This is a genomic window from Aurantimicrobium minutum, assembly GCF_029892845.1.
GTDB classification, from domain to species: domain Bacteria; phylum Actinomycetota; class Actinomycetes; order Actinomycetales; family Microbacteriaceae; genus Aurantimicrobium; species Aurantimicrobium minutum_B.
In genome coordinates, this window is record NZ_JARXVT010000001.1 from 140,622 (window position 1) to 162,846 (window position 22,225).

General features: G+C 56.3%; 23 protein-coding genes. 15 read left to right on the forward strand and 8 right to left on the reverse strand.

Annotated features, from left to right (window positions below):
• Positions 1-70: 70 nt before the first annotated feature.
• The 4 genes from M2118_RS00595 to M2118_RS00610 form a co-directional block, all read right to left on the reverse strand.
• Entirely contained in the window at positions 71-712 is a 642-nt protein-coding gene (locus tag M2118_RS00595) for a cation diffusion facilitator family transporter (RefSeq protein WP_280794026.1), read from the reverse strand.
• The gene (locus M2118_RS00600) at positions 706-1,623 is read right to left on the reverse strand and encodes a cation diffusion facilitator family transporter (protein ID WP_280794027.1); all 918 of its coding nucleotides are present in this window, start codon (positions 1,621-1,623) and stop codon (positions 706-708) included. Before M2118_RS00600 ends, M2118_RS00595 begins: the two co-directional genes overlap by 7 nt.
• Positions 1,623-1,955, reverse strand: coding sequence for an ArsR/SmtB family transcription factor (locus tag M2118_RS00605; RefSeq protein WP_280794379.1), 333 nt, complete (start codon positions 1,953-1,955; stop codon positions 1,623-1,625). The genes M2118_RS00600 and M2118_RS00605 overlap by 1 nt, the downstream gene beginning before the upstream one ends.
• A 155-nt stretch (positions 1,956-2,110) precedes the next feature.
• Positions 2,111-2,494 carry a hypothetical protein gene (locus M2118_RS00610; protein ID WP_280794028.1) on the reverse strand — a complete coding sequence of 128 codons (384 nt, stop codon included), beginning with the start codon at positions 2,492-2,494 and terminating at the stop codon, positions 2,111-2,113.
• Between the two features lie 146 nt (positions 2,495-2,640).
• Between M2118_RS00610 and M2118_RS00615 the strand changes: the two genes are divergently transcribed.
• Together M2118_RS00615 and M2118_RS00620 are read left to right on the forward strand one after the other, a co-directional pair.
• Positions 2,641-3,096 (forward strand): prevent-host-death protein, encoded by a 456-nt coding sequence (locus M2118_RS00615; protein ID WP_280794029.1) that lies wholly within the window; start codon positions 2,641-2,643, stop codon positions 3,094-3,096.
• A 2-nt stretch (positions 3,097-3,098) separates the two neighbouring features.
• Positions 3,099-3,434 (forward strand): hypothetical protein, encoded by a 336-nt coding sequence (locus M2118_RS00620; protein WP_280794030.1) that lies wholly within the window; start codon positions 3,099-3,101, stop codon positions 3,432-3,434.
• Positions 3,435-3,437: 3 nt separating this feature from the next.
• On the opposite strand, the gene M2118_RS00625 is transcribed toward M2118_RS00620, so the two are convergent.
• Positions 3,438-3,599: a hypothetical protein gene (locus M2118_RS00625; protein WP_110234363.1), complete on the reverse strand. Its 162-nt coding sequence runs from the start codon at positions 3,597-3,599 to the stop codon at positions 3,438-3,440.
• A 64-nt stretch (positions 3,600-3,663) separates the two neighbouring features.
• Between M2118_RS00625 and rlmN the strand changes: the two genes are divergently transcribed.
• The 3 genes from rlmN (at position 3,664) to M2118_RS00640 (ending at position 9,213) form a co-directional block, all read left to right on the forward strand.
• On the forward strand, positions 3,664-4,908 hold the full coding sequence (rlmN, locus tag M2118_RS00630) for a 23S rRNA (adenine(2503)-C(2))-methyltransferase RlmN (protein ID WP_280794031.1): 1,245 nt from the start codon (positions 3,664-3,666) through the stop codon (positions 4,906-4,908).
• Positions 4,909-4,978: 70 nt separating this feature from the next.
• Positions 4,979-9,019: an AAA family ATPase gene (locus M2118_RS00635; protein ID WP_280794032.1), complete on the forward strand. Its 4,041-nt coding sequence runs from the start codon at positions 4,979-4,981 to the stop codon at positions 9,017-9,019.
• On the forward strand, positions 9,019-9,213 hold the full coding sequence (locus tag M2118_RS00640) for a hypothetical protein (RefSeq protein ID WP_280794033.1): 195 nt from the start codon (positions 9,019-9,021) through the stop codon (positions 9,211-9,213). Before M2118_RS00635 ends, M2118_RS00640 begins: the two co-directional genes overlap by 1 nt.
• Positions 9,214-9,220: 7 nt before the next feature.
• Here M2118_RS00640 and M2118_RS00645 read toward each other — a convergent pair whose 3' ends face one another.
• Positions 9,221-9,460 (reverse strand): FmdB family zinc ribbon protein, encoded by a 240-nt coding sequence (locus tag M2118_RS00645; protein ID WP_280794034.1) that lies wholly within the window; start codon positions 9,458-9,460, stop codon positions 9,221-9,223.
• 31 nt (positions 9,461-9,491) lie between these two features.
• Positions 9,492-10,073: a 5-formyltetrahydrofolate cyclo-ligase gene (locus tag M2118_RS00650; RefSeq protein WP_280794035.1), complete on the reverse strand. Its 582-nt coding sequence runs from the start codon at positions 10,071-10,073 to the stop codon at positions 9,492-9,494.
• Between the two features lie 56 nt (positions 10,074-10,129).
• On the opposite strand from M2118_RS00650, the gene M2118_RS00655 reads away from it, so the two are divergent.
• The 7 genes from M2118_RS00655 (at position 10,130) to M2118_RS00685 (ending at position 16,043) form a co-directional block, all read left to right on the forward strand.
• Positions 10,130-10,768 carry a GNAT family N-acetyltransferase gene (locus M2118_RS00655; protein ID WP_280794036.1) on the forward strand — a complete coding sequence of 213 codons (639 nt, stop codon included), beginning with the start codon at positions 10,130-10,132 and terminating at the stop codon, positions 10,766-10,768.
• A gap of 72 nt (positions 10,769-10,840) precedes the next feature.
• On the forward strand, positions 10,841-11,851 hold the full coding sequence (locus M2118_RS00660; RefSeq protein ID WP_280794037.1) for an NADP-dependent oxidoreductase: 1,011 nt from the start codon (positions 10,841-10,843) through the stop codon (positions 11,849-11,851).
• Positions 11,852-11,895: 44 nt separating this feature from the next.
• Positions 11,896-12,495 carry a TetR/AcrR family transcriptional regulator gene (locus tag M2118_RS00665; protein WP_280794380.1) on the forward strand — a complete coding sequence of 200 codons (600 nt, stop codon included), beginning with the start codon at positions 11,896-11,898 and terminating at the stop codon, positions 12,493-12,495.
• A 59-nt stretch (positions 12,496-12,554) separates the two neighbouring features.
• Entirely contained in the window at positions 12,555-13,442 is an 888-nt protein-coding gene (locus tag M2118_RS00670) for a hypothetical protein (protein ID WP_280794038.1), read from the forward strand.
• A 34-nt stretch (positions 13,443-13,476) separates the two neighbouring features.
• A complete protein-coding gene (locus M2118_RS00675) occupies positions 13,477-14,250 on the forward strand; it encodes an SDR family oxidoreductase (RefSeq protein ID WP_280794039.1) in 774 nt (257 codons plus the stop codon).
• Positions 14,251-14,252: 2 nt separating this feature from the next.
• A complete protein-coding gene (gene pdxH / locus M2118_RS00680) occupies positions 14,253-14,891 on the forward strand; it encodes a pyridoxamine 5'-phosphate oxidase (protein ID WP_280794040.1) in 639 nt (212 codons plus the stop codon).
• A 9-nt stretch (positions 14,892-14,900) separates the two neighbouring features.
• Positions 14,901-16,043: a MalY/PatB family protein gene (locus tag M2118_RS00685; RefSeq protein WP_280794041.1), complete on the forward strand. Its 1,143-nt coding sequence runs from the start codon at positions 14,901-14,903 to the stop codon at positions 16,041-16,043.
• A gap of 9 nt (positions 16,044-16,052) precedes the next feature.
• Here the strand turns inward: M2118_RS00685 and M2118_RS00690 are convergent, their stop codons facing one another.
• Positions 16,053-17,258: an MFS transporter gene (locus M2118_RS00690; protein WP_280794042.1), complete on the reverse strand. Its 1,206-nt coding sequence runs from the start codon at positions 17,256-17,258 to the stop codon at positions 16,053-16,055.
• Positions 17,259-17,494: 236 nt separating this feature from the next.
• Between M2118_RS00690 and M2118_RS00695 the strand changes: the two genes are divergently transcribed.
• The 3 genes from M2118_RS00695 (at position 17,495) to M2118_RS00705 (ending at position 22,162) form a co-directional block, all read left to right on the forward strand.
• A complete protein-coding gene (locus M2118_RS00695) occupies positions 17,495-19,996 on the forward strand; it encodes a ribonucleoside-diphosphate reductase subunit alpha (RefSeq protein ID WP_280794381.1) in 2,502 nt (833 codons plus the stop codon).
• Positions 19,997-20,233: 237 nt separating this feature from the next.
• A complete protein-coding gene (locus tag M2118_RS00700; protein ID WP_280794043.1) occupies positions 20,234-21,214 on the forward strand; it encodes a ribonucleotide-diphosphate reductase subunit beta in 981 nt (326 codons plus the stop codon).
• Positions 21,215-21,322: 108 nt separating this feature from the next.
• Positions 21,323-22,162 carry an InlB B-repeat-containing protein gene (locus tag M2118_RS00705; RefSeq protein WP_280794044.1) on the forward strand — a complete coding sequence of 280 codons (840 nt, stop codon included), beginning with the start codon at positions 21,323-21,325 and terminating at the stop codon, positions 22,160-22,162.
• Positions 22,163-22,225 lie beyond the last annotated feature (63 nt).

Below are 22,225 nucleotides of genomic sequence, written 5' to 3' on the forward strand. Positions count from 1 at the left end.
TGAGTCGCATCCTTGGCGTGGGACATTCGAAAGCGACAACGATGGAAACTGCGGGAGGCAAAAGCGCGATCTATTCGTGCTCTTCCTCGACAAGTTCGCCCTCCCACGCTTCGCGGCCTTCGTGGACGGCGAATATCGCGATGACGAAGGCGGCGACGGGGTCGAGCCATGAGGCGCCGGTCAGCATGAACAGCCCAACCCCCAGGAGTGTAGAGACGCTGAGTAGGACGCAGATGCGGGTTTCTGCGGCGTCGGCCAGGATGAGCTTGTCTCCGAGCCGGTTGCCGACGCGACGTTTGGCTGCCGCGAGGATGGGCATCACGATGAGTGATGCAACCAAGAGCCCGATGCTGAGAGGCGACGCCTGGGGGACCTCGCCTGTCAGCAGGGCACGCGCTCCTTCGAAGACGACATAGCCCGCGAGCAGAAAGAACGTGATGGCGACGAATTTGAGGGTCGCCCGTTCCTTACGCTCGTCCGCCTCTCCATGTCGCAGGCGCGCGGCGAGCCGAAGCCCGACGAGCACCGCCGTGATGGACTCAATACCGGAATCGACTCCGAATCCAATCACTGAGACGAGTCCTGCCAAGATGCCGGCGGTTATTGCTACGACACCTTCGACCACGTTGTAAGCCACCGTGAACTGGGCCAGTCGAAGCCCGCGCCGGGTGAGGCGATCTACCTCAGCGGCCGTCAGTGCACTGCTCACCATTGCACTTCGTGGCACTGCTGCGTCGGTGCCGCTTCGATCTGGAGTGTTGCGTGTTCGATCTTGTGCTGGGTGCGAAGCATTTCTTGGGCGGCGGACAGCACACCCCGGGCCTGTTCAGGATCTGCGACCACGAGGTGGGCAGTGGCGACGTTCATGCCGGAGGTCAGTGTCCAGATGTGGAGGTCATGGATGCCGCCGACACCGGTGATGCCCTCCAGCTCGGTGACCACGGTGTCGAGGTCGACACCCTCCGGAACGTGCTGGCCTAGGACGGCGAGTACCTGGCGGCCAAGGATCACGGCGCGCACTGCAACGAATACACCGATGGCAACAGCGATGAGCGTGTCCCAGATGGGGCTGCCCGTGGCGACGACGAGGACTCCGGCGACGATAACGCCGACGCTCCCCGCGGCATCCGCCATAACCTCGAAGTAGGCGCCCTTGACGTTGAGAGACTCCTTCGATCCTCCCCGGAGCAGAAACAAGGAGACGATGTTGATGATGAGCCCGATTGCACCGACGATGAACATCGTGCTTGTTTGCACTTCAGGGTTTTGGCCAAAGCGCATGAACGCCTCGATGACGACATAGGCGGCCACGCCGAGCATGATGAGGACTGTGAGGCCGGAGGCAAAAACTTCGGCCCGGTAAGAGCCGTACGAGCGCCGACCGCTTTTGTCCGGTCTGGTGGCGATCTTTGTCGCGACAAGGGCCGCGCCGAGTGCGACGACGTCGGCTGCCATGTGGCCGGCGTCGGTGATGAGCGAGAGCGAGTTCGACAAGATGCCGGATAAAAGTTCAACCACGAAGAAGCTCGCGACGAGTCCGAACGTTAGGCCGAGACGCCAGCGGTAGCGACCTGTCGCGCTTCCCGTTGCAGGTTCTGGGCTGTGTGAATGACCGGATGCCATCAGCAGCACTCCCCTTGAGCGGCTTCTGCACATGCTTCGGGGTCGGTCACGAGTACCACGTCATGTAGATCGCTCAGCGCGTGAACGAGTCGCGGATCCGCCAGCTCATAGCGGGAGCGGCGACCTTCCGGAACTGCGACGACCAGTCCGCAGCCGCGAAGACACGCGAGATGATTCGACATCGACTGGCGAGTGACAGTCAGTTCGTCAGCGAGTTCGGCCGGAAATGAAGGAGCCTCCAGCAGGGACATAAGAATGCGCGCCCGCGTCGGATCAGAAAGCGCATGCCCGAATCGTGCAAGAGCGCTAAGGGAGACCGTCGTTGTGGGCATCATCCTTCTATAGTACACCGGACGATGTATTAAGCGAAGGCTGAACTTTGCTCCTTGAGCGGACTGCCTGCCGTTGAGGCACACCATCGCCCGCTGACACATCATGGCAAAGCTTGCCGACAGCCATGACGATAGGACTTGTCGGCCCACCTCACCTAGCCACGCCCCACCGGTGGCCGCATCTTCACGCCCGCTCGGTTGAGCGCCTTGACGACAGTGCTTGCAGTGAACCCAATCTTCGGCGCGATCTGTGCCGCGGTCAATCGTTCATCTATATATAGGTGAATCGCCAGCGTGAGCTCCTCGTCGCTTACCTGCCGGGGCTGCCCGATCTCGATGCCGCGGTCGATCAGATGCTTGCGCGCAGTGTGATGGTGGATACCGAGGTGTCGAGCAAGCCCTTTGACCGACTTCATTTCGCCGTAGAGCCGGACGATCTCATCGACCTGTTCAGGCCGCAATTGCGCAGCAGATGCCGGTACCCGTCGCCCCACCTCCGCTGCACGTTGCTCAGATTCCGCGCGAACCCGCAGATCCATAAGGGTTCTACTAGCTATGCAATGTTTGGAATAAGTTTGCAAGAGCCGCACCACTTACAAAAGCCCCGCGAGGGGCTTTTGTTGTTTCTTCAGTGCACATGCCGAAAAGATTGAATTCAGAATATATTCTGAAGTATCATGGATTCATGTCCATCATTCTTGACCGCAAGGTTTTCCAGTCTTCCGAGCTTTCGCGACAGCCCCTTCCCGTGTTTGCGGCAGCGACAGATGCGCCTGTTGAAATCACCCGTAGAGATGATGTTCCTTTGGTTCTCATGTCTTTGCGCGAGAGTGATGCACGTGATCGTCTCCTGGAACTGGCAGCGCACATCATTGCCATCACAGTTGATGAAGATTCTCGTCCGCTCGGAGAGAGATTCGCAGATGTCTTCAACTGGATGTGGGCACTCGATGCGGTAGATCGTGAGCAGTGTGCACTGGATCTCATTCGCGCCTCCCGTGCATCTTTCGCCACGAAGAAGGCCTATCTCGCTATGGCAGAACTTGCTTCGTGGCAAGCAACTGCTGCAGCTATGGCTGATGGTTTGAGGAATGACCCCGTCGATTGGCTGGGAGACTTCGCGCCCGTTCAGAAGCCATAGTTATGGCGAAGGGCGATTCGGTCGTCAGGCCGTTGAAGAAGTCGGAATTTAAGATTGTCTTTGGATCGGCTGACGCTCAGAAGGGTTGGCAAGATCTTCTCGCAACGCAGAGATCCCAACTCGTTGACGCATGGGATCAGCTCACATCAGAGCCAACAGCACACTCTCCACGCATCCACCCTCTCAAGGGTGTCCTCGGAACGGTCGCGAGAAATGGCGTTGAATATGTTCAGCGACAGTTAGAGCTATCTCAAGGAGCACGCATCTGGTTTTATGTGGATGACAAGACCGTGGTCATTGTCAAAGTGCACACCAGGCACCCGAACCAGACGAAGTAGTTACTACTTCTTGCCGCCAAAAAGCTTGGCGAAGAAACCGGGTTCTGCTTCGTGCCCCTGGCAGCGCTGGTTCTTCGGGATACCGCGCATGACCTGATCTACGTGCTGACCGCAGCCAGCCCAGGTGGCTTTGCCGCACTTACGGCAGGTGACTTCTCTACACATTGGTGACTCCTTACGTCTCCATTTACTATACCCCGGGGGGTATAGCTCATGCCACACTTGATACATGACCGAAAAGCGTGGCGCCAGAAACCTGACTGACCGCTCGCAGGAGCGACCCCAGGTTCGCCCCACCGCTGAAGGCTGGACGCAAAACGTCGATGCAGATGGTCGTCCCACGCTCCAGTTCGAACAGCCCAAGCGCGGAGCAAAGCCTCCTGTCCACTTGGCAGACCTCACTCCAGAGGAACGCAAGGCCAAGGTAACTGAACTTGGCCTACCTGCTTTCCGTGCAAAGCAAATCAGCACGCACTACTTCTCCCACTACACAAGTGACCCCGAGAAGATGACCGACCTGCCTGCGGCAGGTCGTGCTGAACTCGTTGAGTCTTTGTTGCCGCCGCTGATGACTGAGGTCAAGCGCCTGAGCACAGACAATGGCGACACCATCAAGTTCTTGTGGCGCTTGTTCGACGGTGCTCTAGTTGAGTCCGTCCTCATGCGTTACCCCGGTCGCATTACTCTCTGTGTTTCCTCCCAAGCTGGTTGTGGCATGAACTGTCCCTTCTGCGCAACAGGACAAGCAGGACTCACACGCAACATGTCTGCGGCAGAGATCGTGGACCAGGTTGTCCGCGCCAATGCCGTCATTGCTGCCGGTGAACTCGGTGGTAAGCGTCGCAATGCCGGCAATCAGGATGCTGAAGGCCAGCCCGAACGCGTGAACAACATTGTCTTTATGGGCATGGGTGAACCTCTGGCGAATTACAACCGTTTGATGACGGCAGTGCGCACCATGTTGGCTCCGCAGCCCGAAGGCTTGGGGATGTCTGCTCGCCACATCACGGTGTCTTCCGTGGGACTGGCTCCGGCTATTCACAAGTTGGCAGACGAAGGCCTCCAGCTCACCTTTGCGCTGTCGCTTCACGCCCCAGATGACGAACTCCGTGATGAGCTCATCCCCGTGAACTCGCGCTGGAAGGTCGATGAGGCTCTGGACGCAGCCTATAACTATTACGAAAAGACTGGTCGCCGCGTCTCGATCGAATATGCCCTGATCAAGAACATGAACGACCACGCTTGGCGTGCTGATCTGCTCGCAGACAAGCTCAATGACCGTGGTCGCGGCTGGGTTCACGTGAACCCGATCCCTTTGAATCCCACGCCTGGATCCATCTGGACCTCTTCTGAACCAGATGTCATGCGCGAATTCGTGCGCCGCTTGGAAGAGCGGGGTATTCCCACCACCTTGCGCGATACTCGCGGCAAGGAAATTGATGGTGCGTGCGGCCAGCTCGCAGCAGCTGACTAACAGCTACTAAACCCTTCAAAATAGGTGTCACTACGGGGTTTATCCCTGCCTGAGACATAGTGTTTTTGATGTGTGGCCCCGTAATCGAAAGTCTGACGACGACTCGTTAGAAAACGAAGAGACCCCGTCGAACATCGGCGAGCAGATCTCTCTCGACGACGACCCCTTCCCCGAGCTCTCGGCAGAATCTGAACCTGCTGTTGACCTGCTTGCTCCCACCGCAGGAAGCCTGAACTCCGCACTGTCTAACATCAACGTGGCAGAGCCGGTCTGGAACCAATGGCGCGAAGAACTTGCCGTTGTTGGTGGCACCTCGCCCCTGATCCAGTTCGTGGACACTCCTCGCACGCGGATTGAGCTCACCTCGATTCACCCCGGTGGCCTGCCCTCCTTTATTTCGGGCAAGCCCACCTTGCTTTCGAACCTCATCCGTGAAGAGTTCGCACTGCGCAACGCACGCCTGGCTGCCGCAGCTATTTCCGCCAAGAGCACCGAGATGCGTTCGATGCGCAGCATCGAATCTGTCTACCTCGCTCTCGGCATTGCCAAGTGGACCTTCCAAGACCTGGAATACTGCGGCCCTGTCTTGCTGCGCCCGATGTCTCTGCGTCGCTATGGCAAAGACTTTGAACTCAAGCTCAGTGGACAGCCTTTCCTGAATCCTCAGCTCGCTCGTGCTCTGGAGAGCCAGCTCGGCATTGCTCTAGATGCTGACTCTTTCGTTGCACTGGCCAACCTGGATGGCATGTTCAACCCCCTCCCGGTGATTGAACGACTGCGTGGCCTGACCCAGCACCTGAGCAACTTCGAGGTTGAACCTCGCCTGGTTGCATCGAGCTTCTCTGATCTTTCTGCCGCCATGGTTGCGGATGTGCGCGACTTGGCCCACCCCATCTTGGATGCACTGGCGGGGAACGTCACGGCTCGCACTCGTCTGACCAACGAACACAAAGATGCTGTTGTGGTCGGCCAGGACGAACGACCTCCCGCAACAGACACCCTGCTCTTGGATGCCGATGGCGAGCAAGAGAACATCGTGGCTGAGATTGCGGCCGGTAATTCACTGGTTGTGAAGACTCTGCCGGGCACTGGTGGAACTCAGACCATCGTGAACGCCATTGGTGTGCTCACCGGTGCTCACAAGCGAGTGCTGGTTGTGGGCGCTCGTCGCTCGAGCCTTGATTCTGTCGTGCACCGTCTGGGTCAAGTTGGTCTCGACGGCCTCACGGTTTCTCCTCGCACCCTGCGTCGTGATTTGATCAACGCCATCCTGCGCAATGAGAAGGCCACGCGCCCCAACGTCACGGACGTAGACGACGCCCTGCTGCGCTTGCGCAAGGTGCTCCTCGACTACCGCGGATCGCTCACCCGCAAGGATGAGGTTCTTGGCGTCTCCGTCTTGGATGCTTTGGAAGAACTCTCTCACCTCAGCTTGCTGGCCACCCCGCCTTCGACCACGGCTCGCTTGCCTCGCCGTGCCATCGAAGGCTTGGCGAACTCACGTCCCCAGGCTGCTGCCAGCCTGATCAAGGCTGCCGCCCTCGGAGAGTTCCGATACGGTCCCGATGACTCTCCTTGGTATGGGGCAAACTTCCCCACCCCAGAGGAAACTACTGCAGCTCATGAGCAGGCCAAGCGACTGCACACCACTGAGCTTCCTAAGCTGCTTGAGCGCGCTGAAGAAGTCTTTAGCCGCACCAAGATGCGTCCCTTCGAGAACCTCGAAGAGCTGGGCATCTATCTCCAGCTACTGGTCGACATCCGCGAGACCTTGGACAAGTTCCTTCCCTCGGTTTATGACCGTCCGCTCACCGAGCTGATCACCGCGACCTCTGGTCGCGGCAGCGGCATGAGCGGTGGCGACCGTCGTCGTTTGAAGAAGCTTGCTTTCGAATATGTTCGTCCCGGCGCCAACGTGGCAGACATGCACGAGGCGTTGACCGAGATTCAGCAGCAGCGTGTGCTGTGGCAGCGCTACGTCGTAGCTGGTGCAGTTCCTGAAGTTCCCATTGGTGTTGCTGATCTGCTGGCGAACTATGACAAGGTCACTGCAGAACTCGGCATCTTGGATGTGGCTCTGGGTCTGACCGGAACAGACAACTCCTTTGCCAAGCTTCCTATTGCAACGCTGACAAACAAGGTCTCTGGTCTTGCTGCAGAGTCTGAGGTTCTGCACAACCTGCAAGAGCGCACCTCGCTGCTGTCTCACCTACGTGAGATGGACCTCGATGTTCTCTTGGCTGATCTTTCTTCACGCCACGTGCCCGAAGAAGAAGTAGCTAACGAACTCGAGCTGGCCTGGTGGCAGTCAGTGCTGGAAGGCATGCTGACCAACGACAAGGCATTGCTCGCAGCAAACACTTCCATCTTGGATCGTCTGGAGTCGGACTTCCGTCTTGTTGACGACGCCCACGCCTCTGCCAATGGCGGACTGCTCGCAGCCCGTTTGGCAGAACTGTGGAAGATCGGACTTGTTGACCTTCCTGATGAGGCCGAGCGTCTGCGTCAGAGCTTGCGTGCTGATTCCCTCAGCCCTGATGAGTTCATCGCTCTTGCTCCACGCCTTGCCAAGTCGATTGCACCTGTGTGGCTGTGCTCGCCTTATGAAGCACACCTTATTCCAGACTCTGTCTCATTTGATGCTGTGTTCCTGGTCGATGCCGGTGCAACAACGGTTGCTGAAAATGCGGGTGCGATTCGCCGCGGAGCATCTGTGGTGGTCTTTGGTGACCCTGTCACCCAGACTCCTTCTCGCTTTGAAACCGGTATGGGTGAATTCGAAAACCCACTGCCTCCCGTCACGGATGCTGATGCCTGGCACAGCAAGTCCGCCTTGGCGCAGTTCAGCGGAATCCTCCCTGCACGCACTCTGACTCAGAGTTACCGCGCTGGTGGCGAAGACCTGGCTGATGTGGTCAACCGTCGCTTCTATGGCGGAAAGATTTCTTCTCTGCCCTGGGCAGGAACATTCCTGGGTCACTCGAGCCTGCGCCTGCACTACATCGCTGATGGCACGGGCATGCCCGACTCGTCAACCGGTGCTGTGGAGAGCGTGGACGCAGAAGTTTCCCGTGTCGTCGAGCTGGTACTCGAGCATGCAGCTGAGCGTCCCACCGAATCTCTGATGGTGATTACCGCGAGCCCCAAGCACGCTGTTCGCGTTGAGCAGTCTGTGCTGTCAGCTTTTGCTCGTCGTGCTGATCTAGCTGAGTTCATCCTCGAGGATCGTCCCGAGTCCTTCGCTGTGATGACCCTCGAACAGGCTGTGGCACAAAGTCGTGACCGTGTCATCTTCTCTATTGGCTATGGCCGCACACCACACGGTCGCCTGCTCTCTGACTTTGGTGCGCTGGCACTTCCTGGTGGTGAGCGTCTGCTTGCTGTGGGTATGACTCGTGCTCGTCGTTCGATGGAAATTGTGTCGTGCTTCCGCCCCGGAGATATTGACGAGAGTCGTCTCTCCGACGGCATGCGGGCTTTAGCTGAGGTTCTCTCAGAGACCGAAAAGCCTCACACCCGTCCAGAGAACACTGATGCTCCTGAACCCATGCTGGTTGACCTAGCAAAGCGCCTTGAGCGTCGTGGACTTCGAGTCTCACTCAACCACGCAGGTGAAATTGCACTGGCTGCGTCCTACCAAGGACGTGCTGTTGCTGTGGAGACAGACGCTGTTCTGGCTCGTGGCAGCCTGCGTGAATCACTGCGTTTGCGTCCCGAAATGCTGCGCCGACTCGGTTGGCACTACATCCGCATTCACGCCTTTGAACTCTTCGCAGACCCAGAAGCAGTGGCAACTCGTATTGCTGCGCTGATTGGCATCGAGCCCCAGGAAGATGACATCCAGACGGGCCCTATCGAGATCCCCATTGCAGCCGCTGCAGCAACAGTTGTTGTTGAGGAAGTAATCGAAGAGGTCATCGACAACGAGGTTGTTGAAGAGGTCGTCTCTATTGAGTTGACTGAAACTCTCGTCGTTGAAGAAGTAGACGGCAACATTATTGTTGAAGACCTGTTTGAAGAAACAGTGACAGTCACCGAAGTTGTTGCAGAAGCGCCCCGCTCCATCGAGCCTGACGCCGTTACTGAGCCGATTGATCTGCCTGAGCAGTAATGACTGACAAGTCTGACGCTTCGTCAACCCCCGCAGCACGGAAGAACCGTCGTGTTCAGTGGCAGCCAGAAGGCGTGAGTGTTGACCCCAGCTTTGTTGACGCTCCTGCCGAGGATTCAGGCGAAGACTGGGCAGAGCGCAGCTTGAGTAATGATGACCAGCTCAAGCGAGACAAGCCACCCCACTGGGGATAGTTCTTCTCTAGGAAGAGCTGGAAGAGCTGGAAGAGCTAGAGCTGGAGCTTTTAGATTCTCCACCTGAGCTCTTACGCGAATCGGTGCGGTAGAAACCAGATCCGTTGAAGGTCACACCCACGGTGTTGAACAACTTACGCAGCTTGCCCTTGCAGGAAGGGCATTCGGTCAGGGAGTCATCGCTCAACGCCTGCTGGATGTCGAAAGCGTTGTCGCATTCAGTGCAGCGGTAGGAATAGGTGGGCACATGATCTCCGTGTTGCGTTGGTGGTTCGAATTTAGAAAGTGATCAGGGCAGAAGGAGTGACCACGCCTGTGACGGGCTGGTCATGCACTTCGCGGGGGAGTGAGTCAACATACTCACCATCAAAGACGATGGCGTAGACAGGCGGACGTTTACCCATGGAGCCCAGGGTCTTGTCGAAGTAGCCACGACCCCAGCCCATGCGCACACCCTTCTTATCCACTGCCGAGGCAGGAACAATAATGAGATCCACGCCGTTGATCGCAATAGGTCCCAAGAGTTCACCAGTGGGCTCGGGTAAGCCGAACAGGCCGATGTTTTCATCGGGGGTGTCATTTGCAATAGCCCAGTCGAGCAAACCATCATCACGGGTGACGGGTAAGAGAACTTCAATGTTGTTCTCATATGCCCAGGTCAAGAAAGGTCGCGTTTCAGGCTCAGTGGTGGTGGCGAGATAGCAAGAGAGCTTCTTCACTCCACGAGCAGCAACAAGATGCTTCAAGTGCTCAGTAATCGCGTCAGTATCTGCAGCACGTTCGTGCTCGCTCATATTGCGGCGACGTTCACGAATCTCGGCGCGCAAAGCCTGCTTGGCGGCAACGAGATCTTCTGGCATGTCCCCAGTCTAATTGCCTGTCACAGCAGGTGACGGGCTTCGTTAGGCTGGTGGGCATGGCCGCCATCATTCCGACCCTGACTGAGGGTCGCGTGAGCATTCGAGCAATCAAACCTCGGGACGCAAAGAAGCTCGAAGAAGAGCTCATGCGCAATCGTTCCTGGTTGCGCCAGTGGGAAGCAACTGCACCCCAAACCTTCGTCAGCTTTGATACCAAAGCAGGAATCAGGAACCTCCTCGCTCACGCGAAGGTGGGCTCAGGACTGCCCTTCGCCATTGAATATGACGGCGAATTGGTTGGACAGCTCAACGTCTCCGGCATTGTGTATGGCTCCCTGTCTTCTGCCCAGCTGGGCTATTGGGTGGCCGAACGAGTGGCGGGCAAGGGCGTGACGCCCACTGCTGTGGCATTGGCCACCGACTATTGCCTCAAGAGCCTGGATCTGCACCGAATGGAGATCTGCATTCGTCCTGAGAACGCGGCGTCACTTCGCATCGTGGAGAAGCTGGGTTTCCGTTATGAAGGACTTCGTCGTCGCTATATCCATATCAATGGCGACTGGCGAGACCACTTAGCTTTTGCTCTCACTCAGGAAGAGATTCCTGCCGGAGTGCTCAACAGATGGCAGTCCGGACACGTCCCCGTTGAGGTCAGCTTGGTTCCCGCCGCTGACTATGACGCTCTCGGGAGATAAGTATTGTAAATCCCCAATAAATGAGTAGACTCATTTATGACTTAACTCATAAATAACTTCTTGGGGTTCACAATGAAAGCATTTCTCTTCCGCTCATACAAAGGTCCTGTCGAACTGGTAGAAGTTCCTCTTCCTACCGTGGGAACCCATGACGTGTTGATTATGGTTGCTGCTGCGGGTGTCAATCAGCTGGACGAGATGCTTCGACAGGGCACCTTCAAGGCAAACTTGCCCTACAAACTCCCCGTAATCCTCGGCGATGATGTTGTGGGAGAAGTTGTTGAAGTGGGAAGCTCCGTCACTCTGTTCCGAAAGGGTGATGTGGTCTTTGGTAAGCCAGATGTGAAGCGTCTCGGAACTTTCGCCGAATACGTTGCTGTGAATGAAAATGAGCTCGCTCACAAGCCTGCGGCACTGTCTCTGGCAGAAGCAGGTTCATTTCCATTGGTTGGGCTCACCGCTTGGCAAGCACTCGTTCTCAAGGGAGGTGTGACCTCAGGACAGAAAGTCTTGATTCACGGTGGTGCCGGTGGAGTGGGATCGATTGCGATCCAGCTGGCTAAACACCTAGGAGCAACCGTTGCGACGACTGCCAGCGCTGCGAATGCAGAATTCGTGACCAAACTTGGGGCTGATGTTGTCATTGACTACAAATCCCAAGACTTTGCGGAATTGATCAGTGGCTATGACCTCGTACTTGACACTCAAGGTGGCGAGACACTGATGAAGTCTCTCAAGGTACTTCGTCCTGGTGGCAAAGTGGTTGGTATCGCAGGCCCGCCAGATGAGGGCTTTGCCCGTGCGTCAAACCTCAACCCAATTCTGCGCACCATATTTAAGTTGCTGAGCTCAAAGGTCAACAAGAAAGCACGTGCTTTGGGTGTGAGTTACGAATTCCTCTTTGTCGAGGCCAGTGGTACCCAGTTGACAGAGCTTTCTTCACTCATTGCTGCGAAGATGATCCGTCCTATTGTCAGCCGTGAGTTCTCCTTTGCACAGACCTCGGATGCGTTGGCTGCTCTGGCAGCAGGAAAAATCAGCCGTGGCAAAGCAGTCATCTTGATGGACCACGCAGCAAACTAGTGCACATTTTTCAGTAGCCAAACCAATAGAGTTCTCAGGTGAACATGCAAACCGAAACAGCTGGCAGGCGAGAACGAAACAAGCTAGACAAGCTTGAACGCATTACGTCGGCTGCCCGCACTCTATTTGCGGAAAAGGGTGTGAGCGAGGTCACCACAGCTGAGGTCGCTACGCGTGCCGACGTTGCCACAGGGACACTCTTTCTCTACGCCAAAACCAAGGGGGAACTTCTCCTTCTTGCGCAGAATGCGAGCTATAGAGAGGCGCACAGCGAAGGAATCCAGGCAGCTGCGTCCAAGAAAGACTGCGTTGCTGCTCTCATCTCACTGCTCGCCCCCATTGTTCGCTGCAATAGGGAGCATGTGGAGAATGGTCGAACCTATCTCCAAGAAGTCGTGTTTGGCACGAGTATCGAGGGTTACCGCAGTGAAGCTATTGAACTCATGACAGGAACCGAAAGTTCCGTAGCTGAAATTGTCGCCAGTAGGACCGGTGCCGAGAGCACGCGGGCAGCAGAACTTGCTCATGTCGTCATGGCCATAATGTTCCTGTCCTTGAGCTCTCCCCAGAACGTTGATCTCACTTCCGATCAACTTCTCAGCGCGATGAAACTGCAGTTCACTACCGTTCTCACCGCTGACTGACAACACAACACACCCAGCCCTTAAAGCACAACAGGGAGTTTCACTCGTAACTTAGAAACATGAGTGGTGGAATGTTCGGTGGCGGCATAGTTTTCGCTATTGCTGCTGCTCTCTGGGTTGCGTATTTGATTCCGACCTACCTGCGCCGTCGCAACTTCGATGCGACCGAGCGCAACGCCGTGCGCATGCAGCAAACCATCCGTGCGCTCGCCGAAACTTCTGACGTTCCTGAGGAGATTCGCGTGGAAGCATCTGCTCGCGCCGTGATCGAACAAAAGCGTGTCCTGCGCCAGGCAGAAGCTGCCGCTCGTGCTCAGGTTCGCCAGGCAGCTGGTCGTGCGGTCGGCTATGACGACGCAGCAGTGACTGCCGCTCACCGTGCTCGCCGCAACCGCATGTCCAGCGCAATCTTCTTGCTGGCCACTATTGCTGGTGTTGTTGCCGGCATTCTCATTCTTGCTAACGGTGGCAGCTGGGAAACTCTAGCTATTTCCTGCATCTCTTTCGCTATCGCACTGGTGATTCAGGAAGTAGTCGTCTCCAGCAGTGCATCTGCTGAGGTCGCACCTGCAAATGCCAACCGCTTTGCTTCAGACATTTTTGACCAGAGTTACTACAAGGCAGCTCCTGCTGCCAGAACCTGGACCCCCACAGCTCTTCCTCGCCCACTGCACCTCTCAGAAGGAACACTGGCTCAGGCCGTTGTTCAGTCTCAGCTGGCTGCTGACCGTATGCGTCAGAACGCTCAGGAGTCGGCACTGGTTGAGCGCATGAGCATGGACCAGGCAGGTCTTGAGAACCTGCGCCGATCCGTCCCCGCAACTCCTGTTCAGGTTCCTGTTGCTGACAGTGTCACCGCACGTCTTGCTGGCATGGGTGTAGTTGCTGAGACCGAGTCCGCTTCCCTCGACCTCGACGCTGTGCTGCGTCGTCGTCGCGCAGGCTAAAGAAACTTCTTTACTCCCGCGATAGGTTTGCTCTATGAGCACTCGTCGCGTTGTTATCACTGGAGCAAGCTCCGGTATTGGTCAGGCCACTGCACGTCTTTTCGCCCAGCATGGCTGGAGCGTGGTGGGTGTTGCCCGCCGTGCTGATCGTCTTACTGCCTTGGCGGCAGAGACCGGCATCAGCACCTTCGTTGCGGATGTGACCAAGCAAGCTGACGTGGATGCACTGCGCGACTTCCTTGCAGAATCCGGTCCAGTGCATGCTCTCGTGAACAATGCTGGTGGTGCATTTGGTGCGTCTTCGGTTGAAGACAGCGACCCCGAAGACTGGAAGCGCATGTTTGACGTCAATGTTATTGGTGTTCAGCGCGTGACCAGTGCGCTGCTTCCCTTGCTGCGTAAGGCAGCAGCTGATGGCCATGCCGACATCATGACGGTGACCTCCACCGCAGGTTTCGTCCCCTATGAAGGCGGCGGCGGATATAACGCAGCCAAGTTTGCTGTTCACGGTGTTGTGGGCGTGCTGCGCTTAGAACTAGCTGGTGAACCCATCCGTGTTCTGGAGATTGCTCCCGGCATGGTGAAGACCGATGAATTCGCACTCAATCGATTGGGTGGTGACACAGCAAAGGTCGAGGCACTCTATGCAGATGTGAAGAACCCTCTGGTTGCAGAAGACATTGCTGAAGCCATCGTGCACGCCATTGAACTTCCCGGTCACGTGAACATGGACATGATCACGATTCGTCCGGTTGCTCAGGCAGCTCAGCACAAGCTGATCCGCGGCGAACTCAAGCCAAAGGCCTAAAGATGGAATCCCTCTCCCGTCACACCGACTACGGCAACGTTCCTTTCGATGAGTCCATTGCGTTGCCCAACCCTCTTGACCAATTCGCCCAGTGGCTGAAGCAAGCTGAAGACGACGAGGTATTCGAACCCAACGCGATGGTCACCAGCACCATCGATCCCGATGGCGCTGTGAGCTCGCGCACTGTTCTTCTTAAGGGCCTAGATGAGACCGGCTTTGAGTTTGTCACCAACTACACCTCCCGTAAGGGCAAGGCGCTACTGAAAAACCCCAGCATCTCGTTGCTCTTTCCTTGGTATGGACTTAAGCGCCAGGTCATTGTTTATGGTGAAGCTAAGCCCACAGTCAAAGAAGTCAGCGACCTCTATTGGAACCGTCGCCCCAAGGGTGCTCAGCTTGCTTCGGCAGCAAGTGACCAGTCCGCACCCATTGCTTCACGTGAGGATCTGGACAAGCAGCTTGCTGCGCTGGAAGCTGCGTTCCCCGACGACACTGTTGTTCCCCGTCCCGAGCACTGGGGTGGTTTCCGCGTGATTCCCCACGCCATCGAGTTTTGGCAGGGCCGCTCGATGCGTTTCCACGACCGGATTCGTTATGACCTTGTGGATGGTCACTGGCAGATTTCTCGCCTCCAGCCCTAGGCTGAAGGAATGAGTACTCCCTTCACCACCTTCTCTCTCGACCAGCTCAAAAGCCGCACCAGCGCCAAGTGGCAGCACTATGGTGCTGATGTCTTGCCGCTGTGGGTGGCTGAAATGGACGCGACTATTGCGCCCTCTGTCGTTGAAGCTGTCAACGCTGCGATGACCTCCGGTGACACCGGTTATGCCGTGGGAGATGTCTATGGTGAAGCATTCGTGGAGTATTCCAAGCGTCACTGGAACCTCGACCTTGACCCCGCTTACACAATCCCCGTCATTGACGTGATTCGTGGCCTGGGCTCTGTTATCTCCCACGCCACCGAACCAGGTGCTCCGATTGTGATTACACCTCCGGTTTACTACCCCTTCGCCATGATTGTGGCGGGCACCGGTCGCACCTTGGTCAATGCCCCGATGACTGCTGCGGGACGCTTTGACCCTGAAACACTGGAGAAGGGCTTCGCGGAAGCTGCCGCCATGGGCAAGGGCGGCATGGTCTTGATCAGCAACCCTCACAACCCCACTGGTGTTGTGCACACGCGTGAAGAACTCACCACCTTGGCCGTGCTTGCGAACAAGCACGGACTGCGTATTCTCTCGGATGAGATTCACGCACCTTTGATGATGCCCGGTTACGAGTTCATCTCAATCCTGGATATCCCTGAAGCAGCAGATGCCATTGTGGTGACCAGTGCGTCGAAGTCATATAACTTGGCAGGCCTCAAGGGTGCACTCATTGTGACGAACAAGGAGTCATCTGAATTCGTGCGCAGCATGAAGGCGGAATACCTGGAAGCCCCCAGCCACTTGGGAACGATTGCTCACGTTGCAGCGCTGCGCGGTGGAGATGAGTGGATTGCTGCCGTCAACAAGGACATTGACCGCAACCGTCACCTGGTGACCGAGCTGGTCAGCACGTTCTTACCCGGTGCGAAATACACCCCCGTCGAAGCGACTTATCTTGCCTGGGTGGACTGCCGCGCTCTGGGTCTGGGAGATGACCCAGGCCAGGTCTTCCTGGAGAAGGGCAAGGTTGCCTTCAGTAGTGGGCATGTATTCGGTGAGGGTGGCGAAGGCCACATTCGCGTGAACATGGGCACCAGCCCAGAAATCCTGACGGAAGCATTCCGCCGGGCAGCTCAAGCGCTCTAGAGCAGCTTTTTAGCTAATTGTTTCTACCGGGCCAGTATCTGGCAGCGGAGCACCGTGGCCTCCACGGAGGTCGGGGCTCCACTTATAGGTGACCAGCGCACCCAACGCAGTAATCAGCGAGAAGATTGCCGCAGCCACGATTGCGGTCAAAGCACCGAATTCATCAATACAGATACCGGCAACAGCGGAACCAATACCGGCACCGATCAACTGACCGCTGCCGATCCAGGCATAGGACTCTGCAGTTTCACTGAACTTCATGGTTGCGCTGACATTGGCAAAGAGAACAGTCAGTGCAGGGGCAACACCCAGTCCAGAGATGAACAGCATGATGGAAAGCCACCAGAAATCAGGGGAGAACATCGCTCCCACAAGTCCCACGGTGACCAGGGCTAGTCTTCTGGTCATTGACCAAGGAGCAATTTCTCGGTGACCCCATGCCAGGCCTCCCACAAGGGAACCCACCGCATAGATAGCCAAGATGATGCCGGCCTCGGGGCCGTCTTCTCCGAAGAGGCCGATGATGCCGGCCTCAACTGCCGAGAAGCAGGCAACCAGGGACAAGCCCAACAGGGTGGAGATGATGACGGGTGGGCGGGAGAGCACGCCACCTAAGCGACGCTTGCTGCGAGGAATGCGAACCTGGCCGACTGATGGCGAGGTAATAAACCAGATACCGCCACCGACGAGGAACGCCATCGCGGCCAGGACGGCTTCGACGCTGCCGATCTGCATGGCAATGAAGGTGGTGAGCACGGGGCCCACGATCCAAATGATTTCTTGTGCTGAGGCATCAAGGGAAAACAGGGGAGTGAGCAAGCGGTTAGGAACCAGCTTGGGGTAGATGGTGCGCACGGCGGGCTGAATGGGTGGGAATGCACAGCCGCCGATGAAGCCCAGCACAACTAGTACTGGAACAGAGAGCGGGAAGATCGCCATCGATGAGAGCGTGATCACAGAAACGAGACCCATGCCACCCAGTAGTGGGCGAATGCCCCAACGGGCCATCAGGCGCGAGCTGATGGGGCCAGCAATAGCTTCACCCAAGCTGATAGCTCCCACGACCAAACCGGCAGCGGCAAAAGAATGGTGAACCTGCTCAACGTGGATCAAAAAGGCGATGGACAGCATTCCGTGAGGGAATCTGGCCAAAAGTTGCGACACCAAAATACGGGTTACGCCTTTAACCCGGAGCAGTTCTAAGTAAGTTTTCACAACCTCTCCACTCTATCTGGGGCCTTTACGGCGGGAAGAGTGTCCGTGGGTGCCCAGAAGATGTAGTTCTACCTGTTTTTGAGGCGAAAAGGGCTGTTCATATGTGTACAACCGGGGAAAACTTATCCACAACTGGGGATGACACGCCCACAACATGTAGGGATAGAGAATCTGGAATAACCCCGTATATAGTGGTGAAGCACGAAGAGCAGAAAACAGCGAAGAAAGAGACAGACGTGGGAATCACCGTCGTTAAGCGCAACGGACAGCGCGAACAGTATGACGCCAACAAGATCAACATGGCGATCGAAGAGGCAACTCATGGCCTCCACGACAACATCGCGTGGGTGACCCAGATTGCGACTGAGCTCGAAATCACACTGTTTGACGGAATTACCACCCAGCAACTCGATGAAGCTGTCATCCAGGTTGCACTGCAGAACGTCAAGGATGACCCTGCATTCGACGTGGTAGCTGCTCGCCTTCTGCTCAAGACCATCTACAAGCGCGTACTGGGTGACTTCTCTACCCCTGAACAGCTCAAGATGCTCCACCGTGAGCACTTCGCAGAGAACATGAAGCGCGGTGTCGAAGAAGGTCTGCTCGACCCACGCCTGGCTGAACTCTTCGACCTCGACGCACTCGCTGCAGAGATTGACCCCGGCCACGATGACCTGCTCAAGTACATCGGTGTTGTCACCCTCAACAACCGTTACGCCATCAAGGGCCGTAACGGTGACCCACTTGAGGTTCCTCAGTACTTCTGGATGCGTATCTCCATGGGTCTGTCTCTGAACGAGAAGAACCCCACCGAGCACGCAATCAAGTTCTACAACAAGATGAGCCAGCTCGAGTACCTCGCTGCAGGTTCAACCCTGGTTAACGCCGGAACCATTTACCCACAGCTCGCTAACTGCTTTGTTCTCGAAATGCAGGACGACATGGAGCACATTGCGAAGACCACTCGCGACGTCATGTGGTTGACCAAGGGCACCGGTGGTATCGGTCTCTCGGTAACCAAGCTTCGTGCACAGGGTTCGCCCATCCGCTCGAACAACACCACCTCGACCGGTCCTATCCCCTTCATGCACACCCTGGACTCGATCCTTCGTGCAGTCAGCCGTGGTGGCAAGAAGTTCGGTGCAATGTGCTTCTACATGGAGAACTGGCACATGGACTTCCCCGAGTTCCTTGACCTCCGTCAGAACTCAGGTGACCCCTACCGTCGTACCCGTACCGCTAACACCGCTGTCTGGATCTCTGACGAGTTCATGAAGCGCGTGCAGAACGATGAAGACTGGTACCTCTTCGACCCACTCGAGGTCACTGACCTCAACGAGCTTTACGGCAAGGCATTCTCTGAGCGTTACAGCCACTACGTAGCTGAGGCAGAAGCTGGTCGCATCAACCTGTACAAGAAGATTGGTGCTCGCGAGCAGTTCAAGCAGATCCTGATCTCCCTCCAGTCCACCAGCCACCCCTGGTTGACCTGGAAGGACACCATCAACCTGCGTGCCCTCAACAACAACACCGGCACCATCCACTCCTCGAACCTCTGCACCGAAATCACGCTGCCTCAGGACGAGGACAACGTCTCGGTATGTAACCTGGCTTCGATCAACCTCTCTCGTCACCTCACTGACGACAACAAGGTTGACTACGCCAAGCTCGCAGAAAGCGCCAAGCTTGCTGTTCGCCAGCTTGACAACCTGATCGACATCACTCGCTCTTCGGTTCAAGAAGCTGACTTCTCCAACAAGGAGAACCGCGCAATCGGTCTGGGCCTCATGGGCTTCACCGACATCGTGGAGCGCCTGGGCTACTCCTACGAGTCCGAAGAGGCCTATGACCTCATCGACGTCATCACCGAGCACATCTCCTACGCAGCCATCGAGGCTTCGGCAGAGCTGGCTCAAGAGCGTGGTGCGTACTCCAACTTCGAAGGCAGCCGTTGGTCTCAGGGTCTCGTACCCTTCGACAGCATCGACCTGACCGAAGCTGACCGTGGTGTCCCCATCACCGTCAACCGCAACACCACCCTCGACTGGGATGCCCTGCGTGCCAAGGTCAAGAACGGTATCCGCAACGCAACCCTGATGGCCATCGCACCAACTGCGTCCATCGGTCTCGTTGCCGGAACCACTCCTGGTCTGGACCCACAGTTCTCACAGATCTTCAGCCGTGCAACCAGCTCGGGCAAGTTCCTTGAGGTCAACCGCAACCTTGTTGCTGACCTTCAGGAGCTCGGTCTCTGGGAGACCGTCCGTGAAGACCTGCTGCGTAGCCAGGGTGACGTTCAGTCTCTGCCTCAGATTCCTGACCACATCAAGGCTGTCTACAAGACCAGCTTCCAGCTCTCGCCCTTCTCCTTCATTGAAGTTGCTGCGCGTGCACAGAAGTGGATCGACCAGGCCATCAGCCGCAACATGTACCTGGAAACTCGCGACCTCGGCGAAATGATGGAGATCTACTCCGAAGCATGGAACCGTGGCGTGAAGACCACTTACTACCTACACATGAAGCCTCGCCACACCGCGGAGCAGTCCACTGTGAAGGTGAACAAGTCGGAAGACATCAACGCTGGTGGTTCGGGCGCACCCAAGAAGGGCTTCGGCTTCGGCAGTGGCTCGGGTTCCAACCCAGAACCTCACGCTGTTTCAGCAGTAGCTGAGGCAGAACCAGCAGTAGCAGCTCCAGCTCGTAAGGGCTTCGGATTCGGCTCGGGAGGTGGCAACTAATGAACTACACCACTTCTGTAGACGAGTACTTCGTTCCCGTCGACCCAATGGACGAACTTCAGTGTGACTCCTGCCAGTAGGCAAGAACACCCTGAACCACAGACACCCCTGCAACACCAGTAATCCCAACTGCACCATCTGTAACATCCCCGCCGCACCCCACTGATCCACCCGGATCAACCCCCGCGGGAAACAACAGATCACCACACATATTTAGACGACATAAGGAGAAACACCATGGGTATTCTCGGTACCGGAGTTCAAGAAGGACTCATGCTCAAGCCTGTCAAGTACAAGTGGGCAATGGACCTTTACGACCAGGCTGTAGCTAACACCTGGTTCCCCAACGAAATCCAGCTCGGCGAAGACATCGCTGACTTCAAGAAGATGAGTGACGAAGAACGTCACGCCATCACCTTCTTGATGAGCTACTTCAACCCCAACGAGCTTCTCGTGAACAAGGCACTCGCTTTCGGCGTGTACCCCTACGTGAACGCTCCAGAGGCTCACCTCTACCTCGCAAAGCAGATGTGGGAAGAAGCAAACCACTGCATGAGCTTCGAGTACGTCCTCGAAACCTTCCCCATTGACCGTGAGGTTGCATACAGCTCTCACGTCAAGGTGCCTTCCATGGCTCGCAAGGAAGAGTTCGAAGTCAACTTCATCAAGCGCATGACTGAGCAGACTCTCGACATCACCACCACCGAGGGCAAGAAAGACTTCGTTCGCAACCTCGTTGCCTACAACGTCATCCTTGAGGGCATCTGGTTCTACTCAGGCTTCATGGTTGCTCTCAGCTTCCGCCAGCGCAACCTGCTGCGTAACTTCGGTTCGCTGATGGACTGGGTTGTTCGCGACGAGTCCCTTCACCTCAAGTTCGGTATCAACTTGATCCTCACCGTTCTGGAAGAAAACCCAGACCTGCAGACCGAAGAGTTCGCAGCTGAGATCAAGCAGATGATCCTCGATGCAGTGGAGATGGAGTCGGAATACAACCGCGACCTCCTCCCCAACGGCATCCTGGGCCTGAACTCGAACTACATCAACCAGTACGTGAAGTACTTGGCTGACCGTCGTCTCGAGGAGCTCGGCTTCGAAGCAGAATACAAGGTCTCGAACCCAGCAAAGTGGATGGCTACCGCCAACGACACTCTGCAGTTGGTCAACTTCTTCGAGTCGACCAACACAAGCTACGAGTCGAACGGTGCGACTGCTTAGTCACACGTAACACTCGAACAGAGTTAAGGGCTCTCCTGATTACAGGAGGGCCCTTTTCTGTCCCCCGAATGGGTGCTAAAGACGAGAGGGCTTGTCTAGACTGTTGGTATGAAGAATTTCTCCCTCAAGGCGCTCGGCGCTTTTATTTTTGCCGCTGGGCTTGCCGTTGCTGGAGTTGCTGCACCTGCGTCTGCAATCGGTTCTTTGGCTGTAAACATCAATACATCTGGTCAGACGATCGGTTCATCAGGCTTGAACGCATCCTCTTTCAACGTGGGGTTCTCGACAGTAACCGCGGGTGCAACTGGATTTAGAGTTCAATCCCCAGATGGCTGGTCTGCAGCAAATATTGGAACTATTTGCAACAGCATCATCATTAACAGCCCAAACTCGGACGCTCGCACCTGCAGTGCATACGTTGGTGGTACCGCTCTGGTTATTGCTATCTCGAATACTTCAAGTAGTTGGGCTTCAGGTGTGCAGTTCTCTGTTTCATTCCCACAAAACTCTCTCAATACGGGTACCAATAGAACGTGGATCGTAACCACGACCACTAACAGCGGTAATACTATGCAGGACGTTGGGACTGCAGTTCTTCCAGGTGGGGTTTCTAACTCAACGGTCACGTTTGATGCAAACGGTGGGACTGGAACGACTGCAGCACAGACAGCAAGTACCGCTGCGTCGCTGACGGCCAATGGCTACAGCCGAACTGGCTATAACTTTGCAGGTTGGAACACAGCAGCCAATGGTTCCGGCACTGCTTATGCAGATGGAGCCAGCTATGCATTTAGCTCCAGCACCACTCTTTACGCTCAGTGGACGGCAACACTCGCAAACACAGGAATCAGCAGTTCTGCAGGCATTTCGTTACTTGCAGGAGGTCTCTCTCTAGCGCTCGTTGGTGTTGAGATGAACATGATTGCTCGTCGCAAGAGAAGCAATTAAATTTCGTAAAACGGTGGAGGGGCTTCGAGGAATCGGAGCCCCTTTCTTGTCCCCCGTATGGGT

Excerpts from the sequence above, each read along its gene's own strand:
- M2118_RS00595 (WP_280794026.1), bottom strand. The coding sequence starts at position 712 with ATGGTGAGCAGTGCACTGACGGCCGCTGAGGTAGATCGCCTCACCCGG.
- M2118_RS00600 (WP_280794027.1), bottom strand. The coding sequence starts at position 1,623 with ATGGCATCCGGTCATTCACACAGCCCAGAACCTGCAACGGGAAGCGCG.
- M2118_RS00605 (WP_280794379.1), bottom strand. The coding sequence starts at position 1,955 with ATGCCCACAACGACGGTCTCCCTTAGCGCTCTTGCACGATTCGGGCAT.
- M2118_RS00610 (WP_280794028.1), bottom strand. The coding sequence starts at position 2,494 with ATGGATCTGCGGGTTCGCGCGGAATCTGAGCAACGTGCAGCGGAGGTG.
- M2118_RS00615 (WP_280794029.1), top strand. The coding sequence starts at position 2,641 with ATGTCCATCATTCTTGACCGCAAGGTTTTCCAGTCTTCCGAGCTTTCG.
- M2118_RS00620 (WP_280794030.1), top strand. The coding sequence starts at position 3,099 with ATGGCGAAGGGCGATTCGGTCGTCAGGCCGTTGAAGAAGTCGGAATTT.
- M2118_RS00625 (WP_110234363.1), bottom strand. The coding sequence starts at position 3,599 with ATGTGTAGAGAAGTCACCTGCCGTAAGTGCGGCAAAGCCACCTGGGCT.
- rlmN (WP_280794031.1), top strand. The coding sequence starts at position 3,664 with ATGACCGAAAAGCGTGGCGCCAGAAACCTGACTGACCGCTCGCAGGAG.
- M2118_RS00640 (WP_280794033.1), top strand. The coding sequence starts at position 9,019 with ATGACTGACAAGTCTGACGCTTCGTCAACCCCCGCAGCACGGAAGAAC.
- M2118_RS00650 (WP_280794035.1), bottom strand. The coding sequence starts at position 10,073 with ATGCCAGAAGATCTCGTTGCCGCCAAGCAGGCTTTGCGCGCCGAGATT.
- M2118_RS00655 (WP_280794036.1), top strand. The coding sequence starts at position 10,130 with ATGGCCGCCATCATTCCGACCCTGACTGAGGGTCGCGTGAGCATTCGA.
- M2118_RS00660 (WP_280794037.1), top strand. The coding sequence starts at position 10,841 with ATGAAAGCATTTCTCTTCCGCTCATACAAAGGTCCTGTCGAACTGGTA.
- M2118_RS00665 (WP_280794380.1), top strand. The coding sequence starts at position 11,896 with ATGCAAACCGAAACAGCTGGCAGGCGAGAACGAAACAAGCTAGACAAG.
- M2118_RS00670 (WP_280794038.1), top strand. The coding sequence starts at position 12,555 with ATGAGTGGTGGAATGTTCGGTGGCGGCATAGTTTTCGCTATTGCTGCT.
- M2118_RS00675 (WP_280794039.1), top strand. The coding sequence starts at position 13,477 with ATGAGCACTCGTCGCGTTGTTATCACTGGAGCAAGCTCCGGTATTGGT.
- pdxH (WP_280794040.1), top strand. The coding sequence starts at position 14,253 with ATGGAATCCCTCTCCCGTCACACCGACTACGGCAACGTTCCTTTCGAT.
- M2118_RS00685 (WP_280794041.1), top strand. The coding sequence starts at position 14,901 with ATGAGTACTCCCTTCACCACCTTCTCTCTCGACCAGCTCAAAAGCCGC.
- M2118_RS00700 (WP_280794043.1), top strand. The coding sequence starts at position 20,234 with ATGGGTATTCTCGGTACCGGAGTTCAAGAAGGACTCATGCTCAAGCCT.
- M2118_RS00705 (WP_280794044.1), top strand. The coding sequence starts at position 21,323 with ATGAAGAATTTCTCCCTCAAGGCGCTCGGCGCTTTTATTTTTGCCGCT.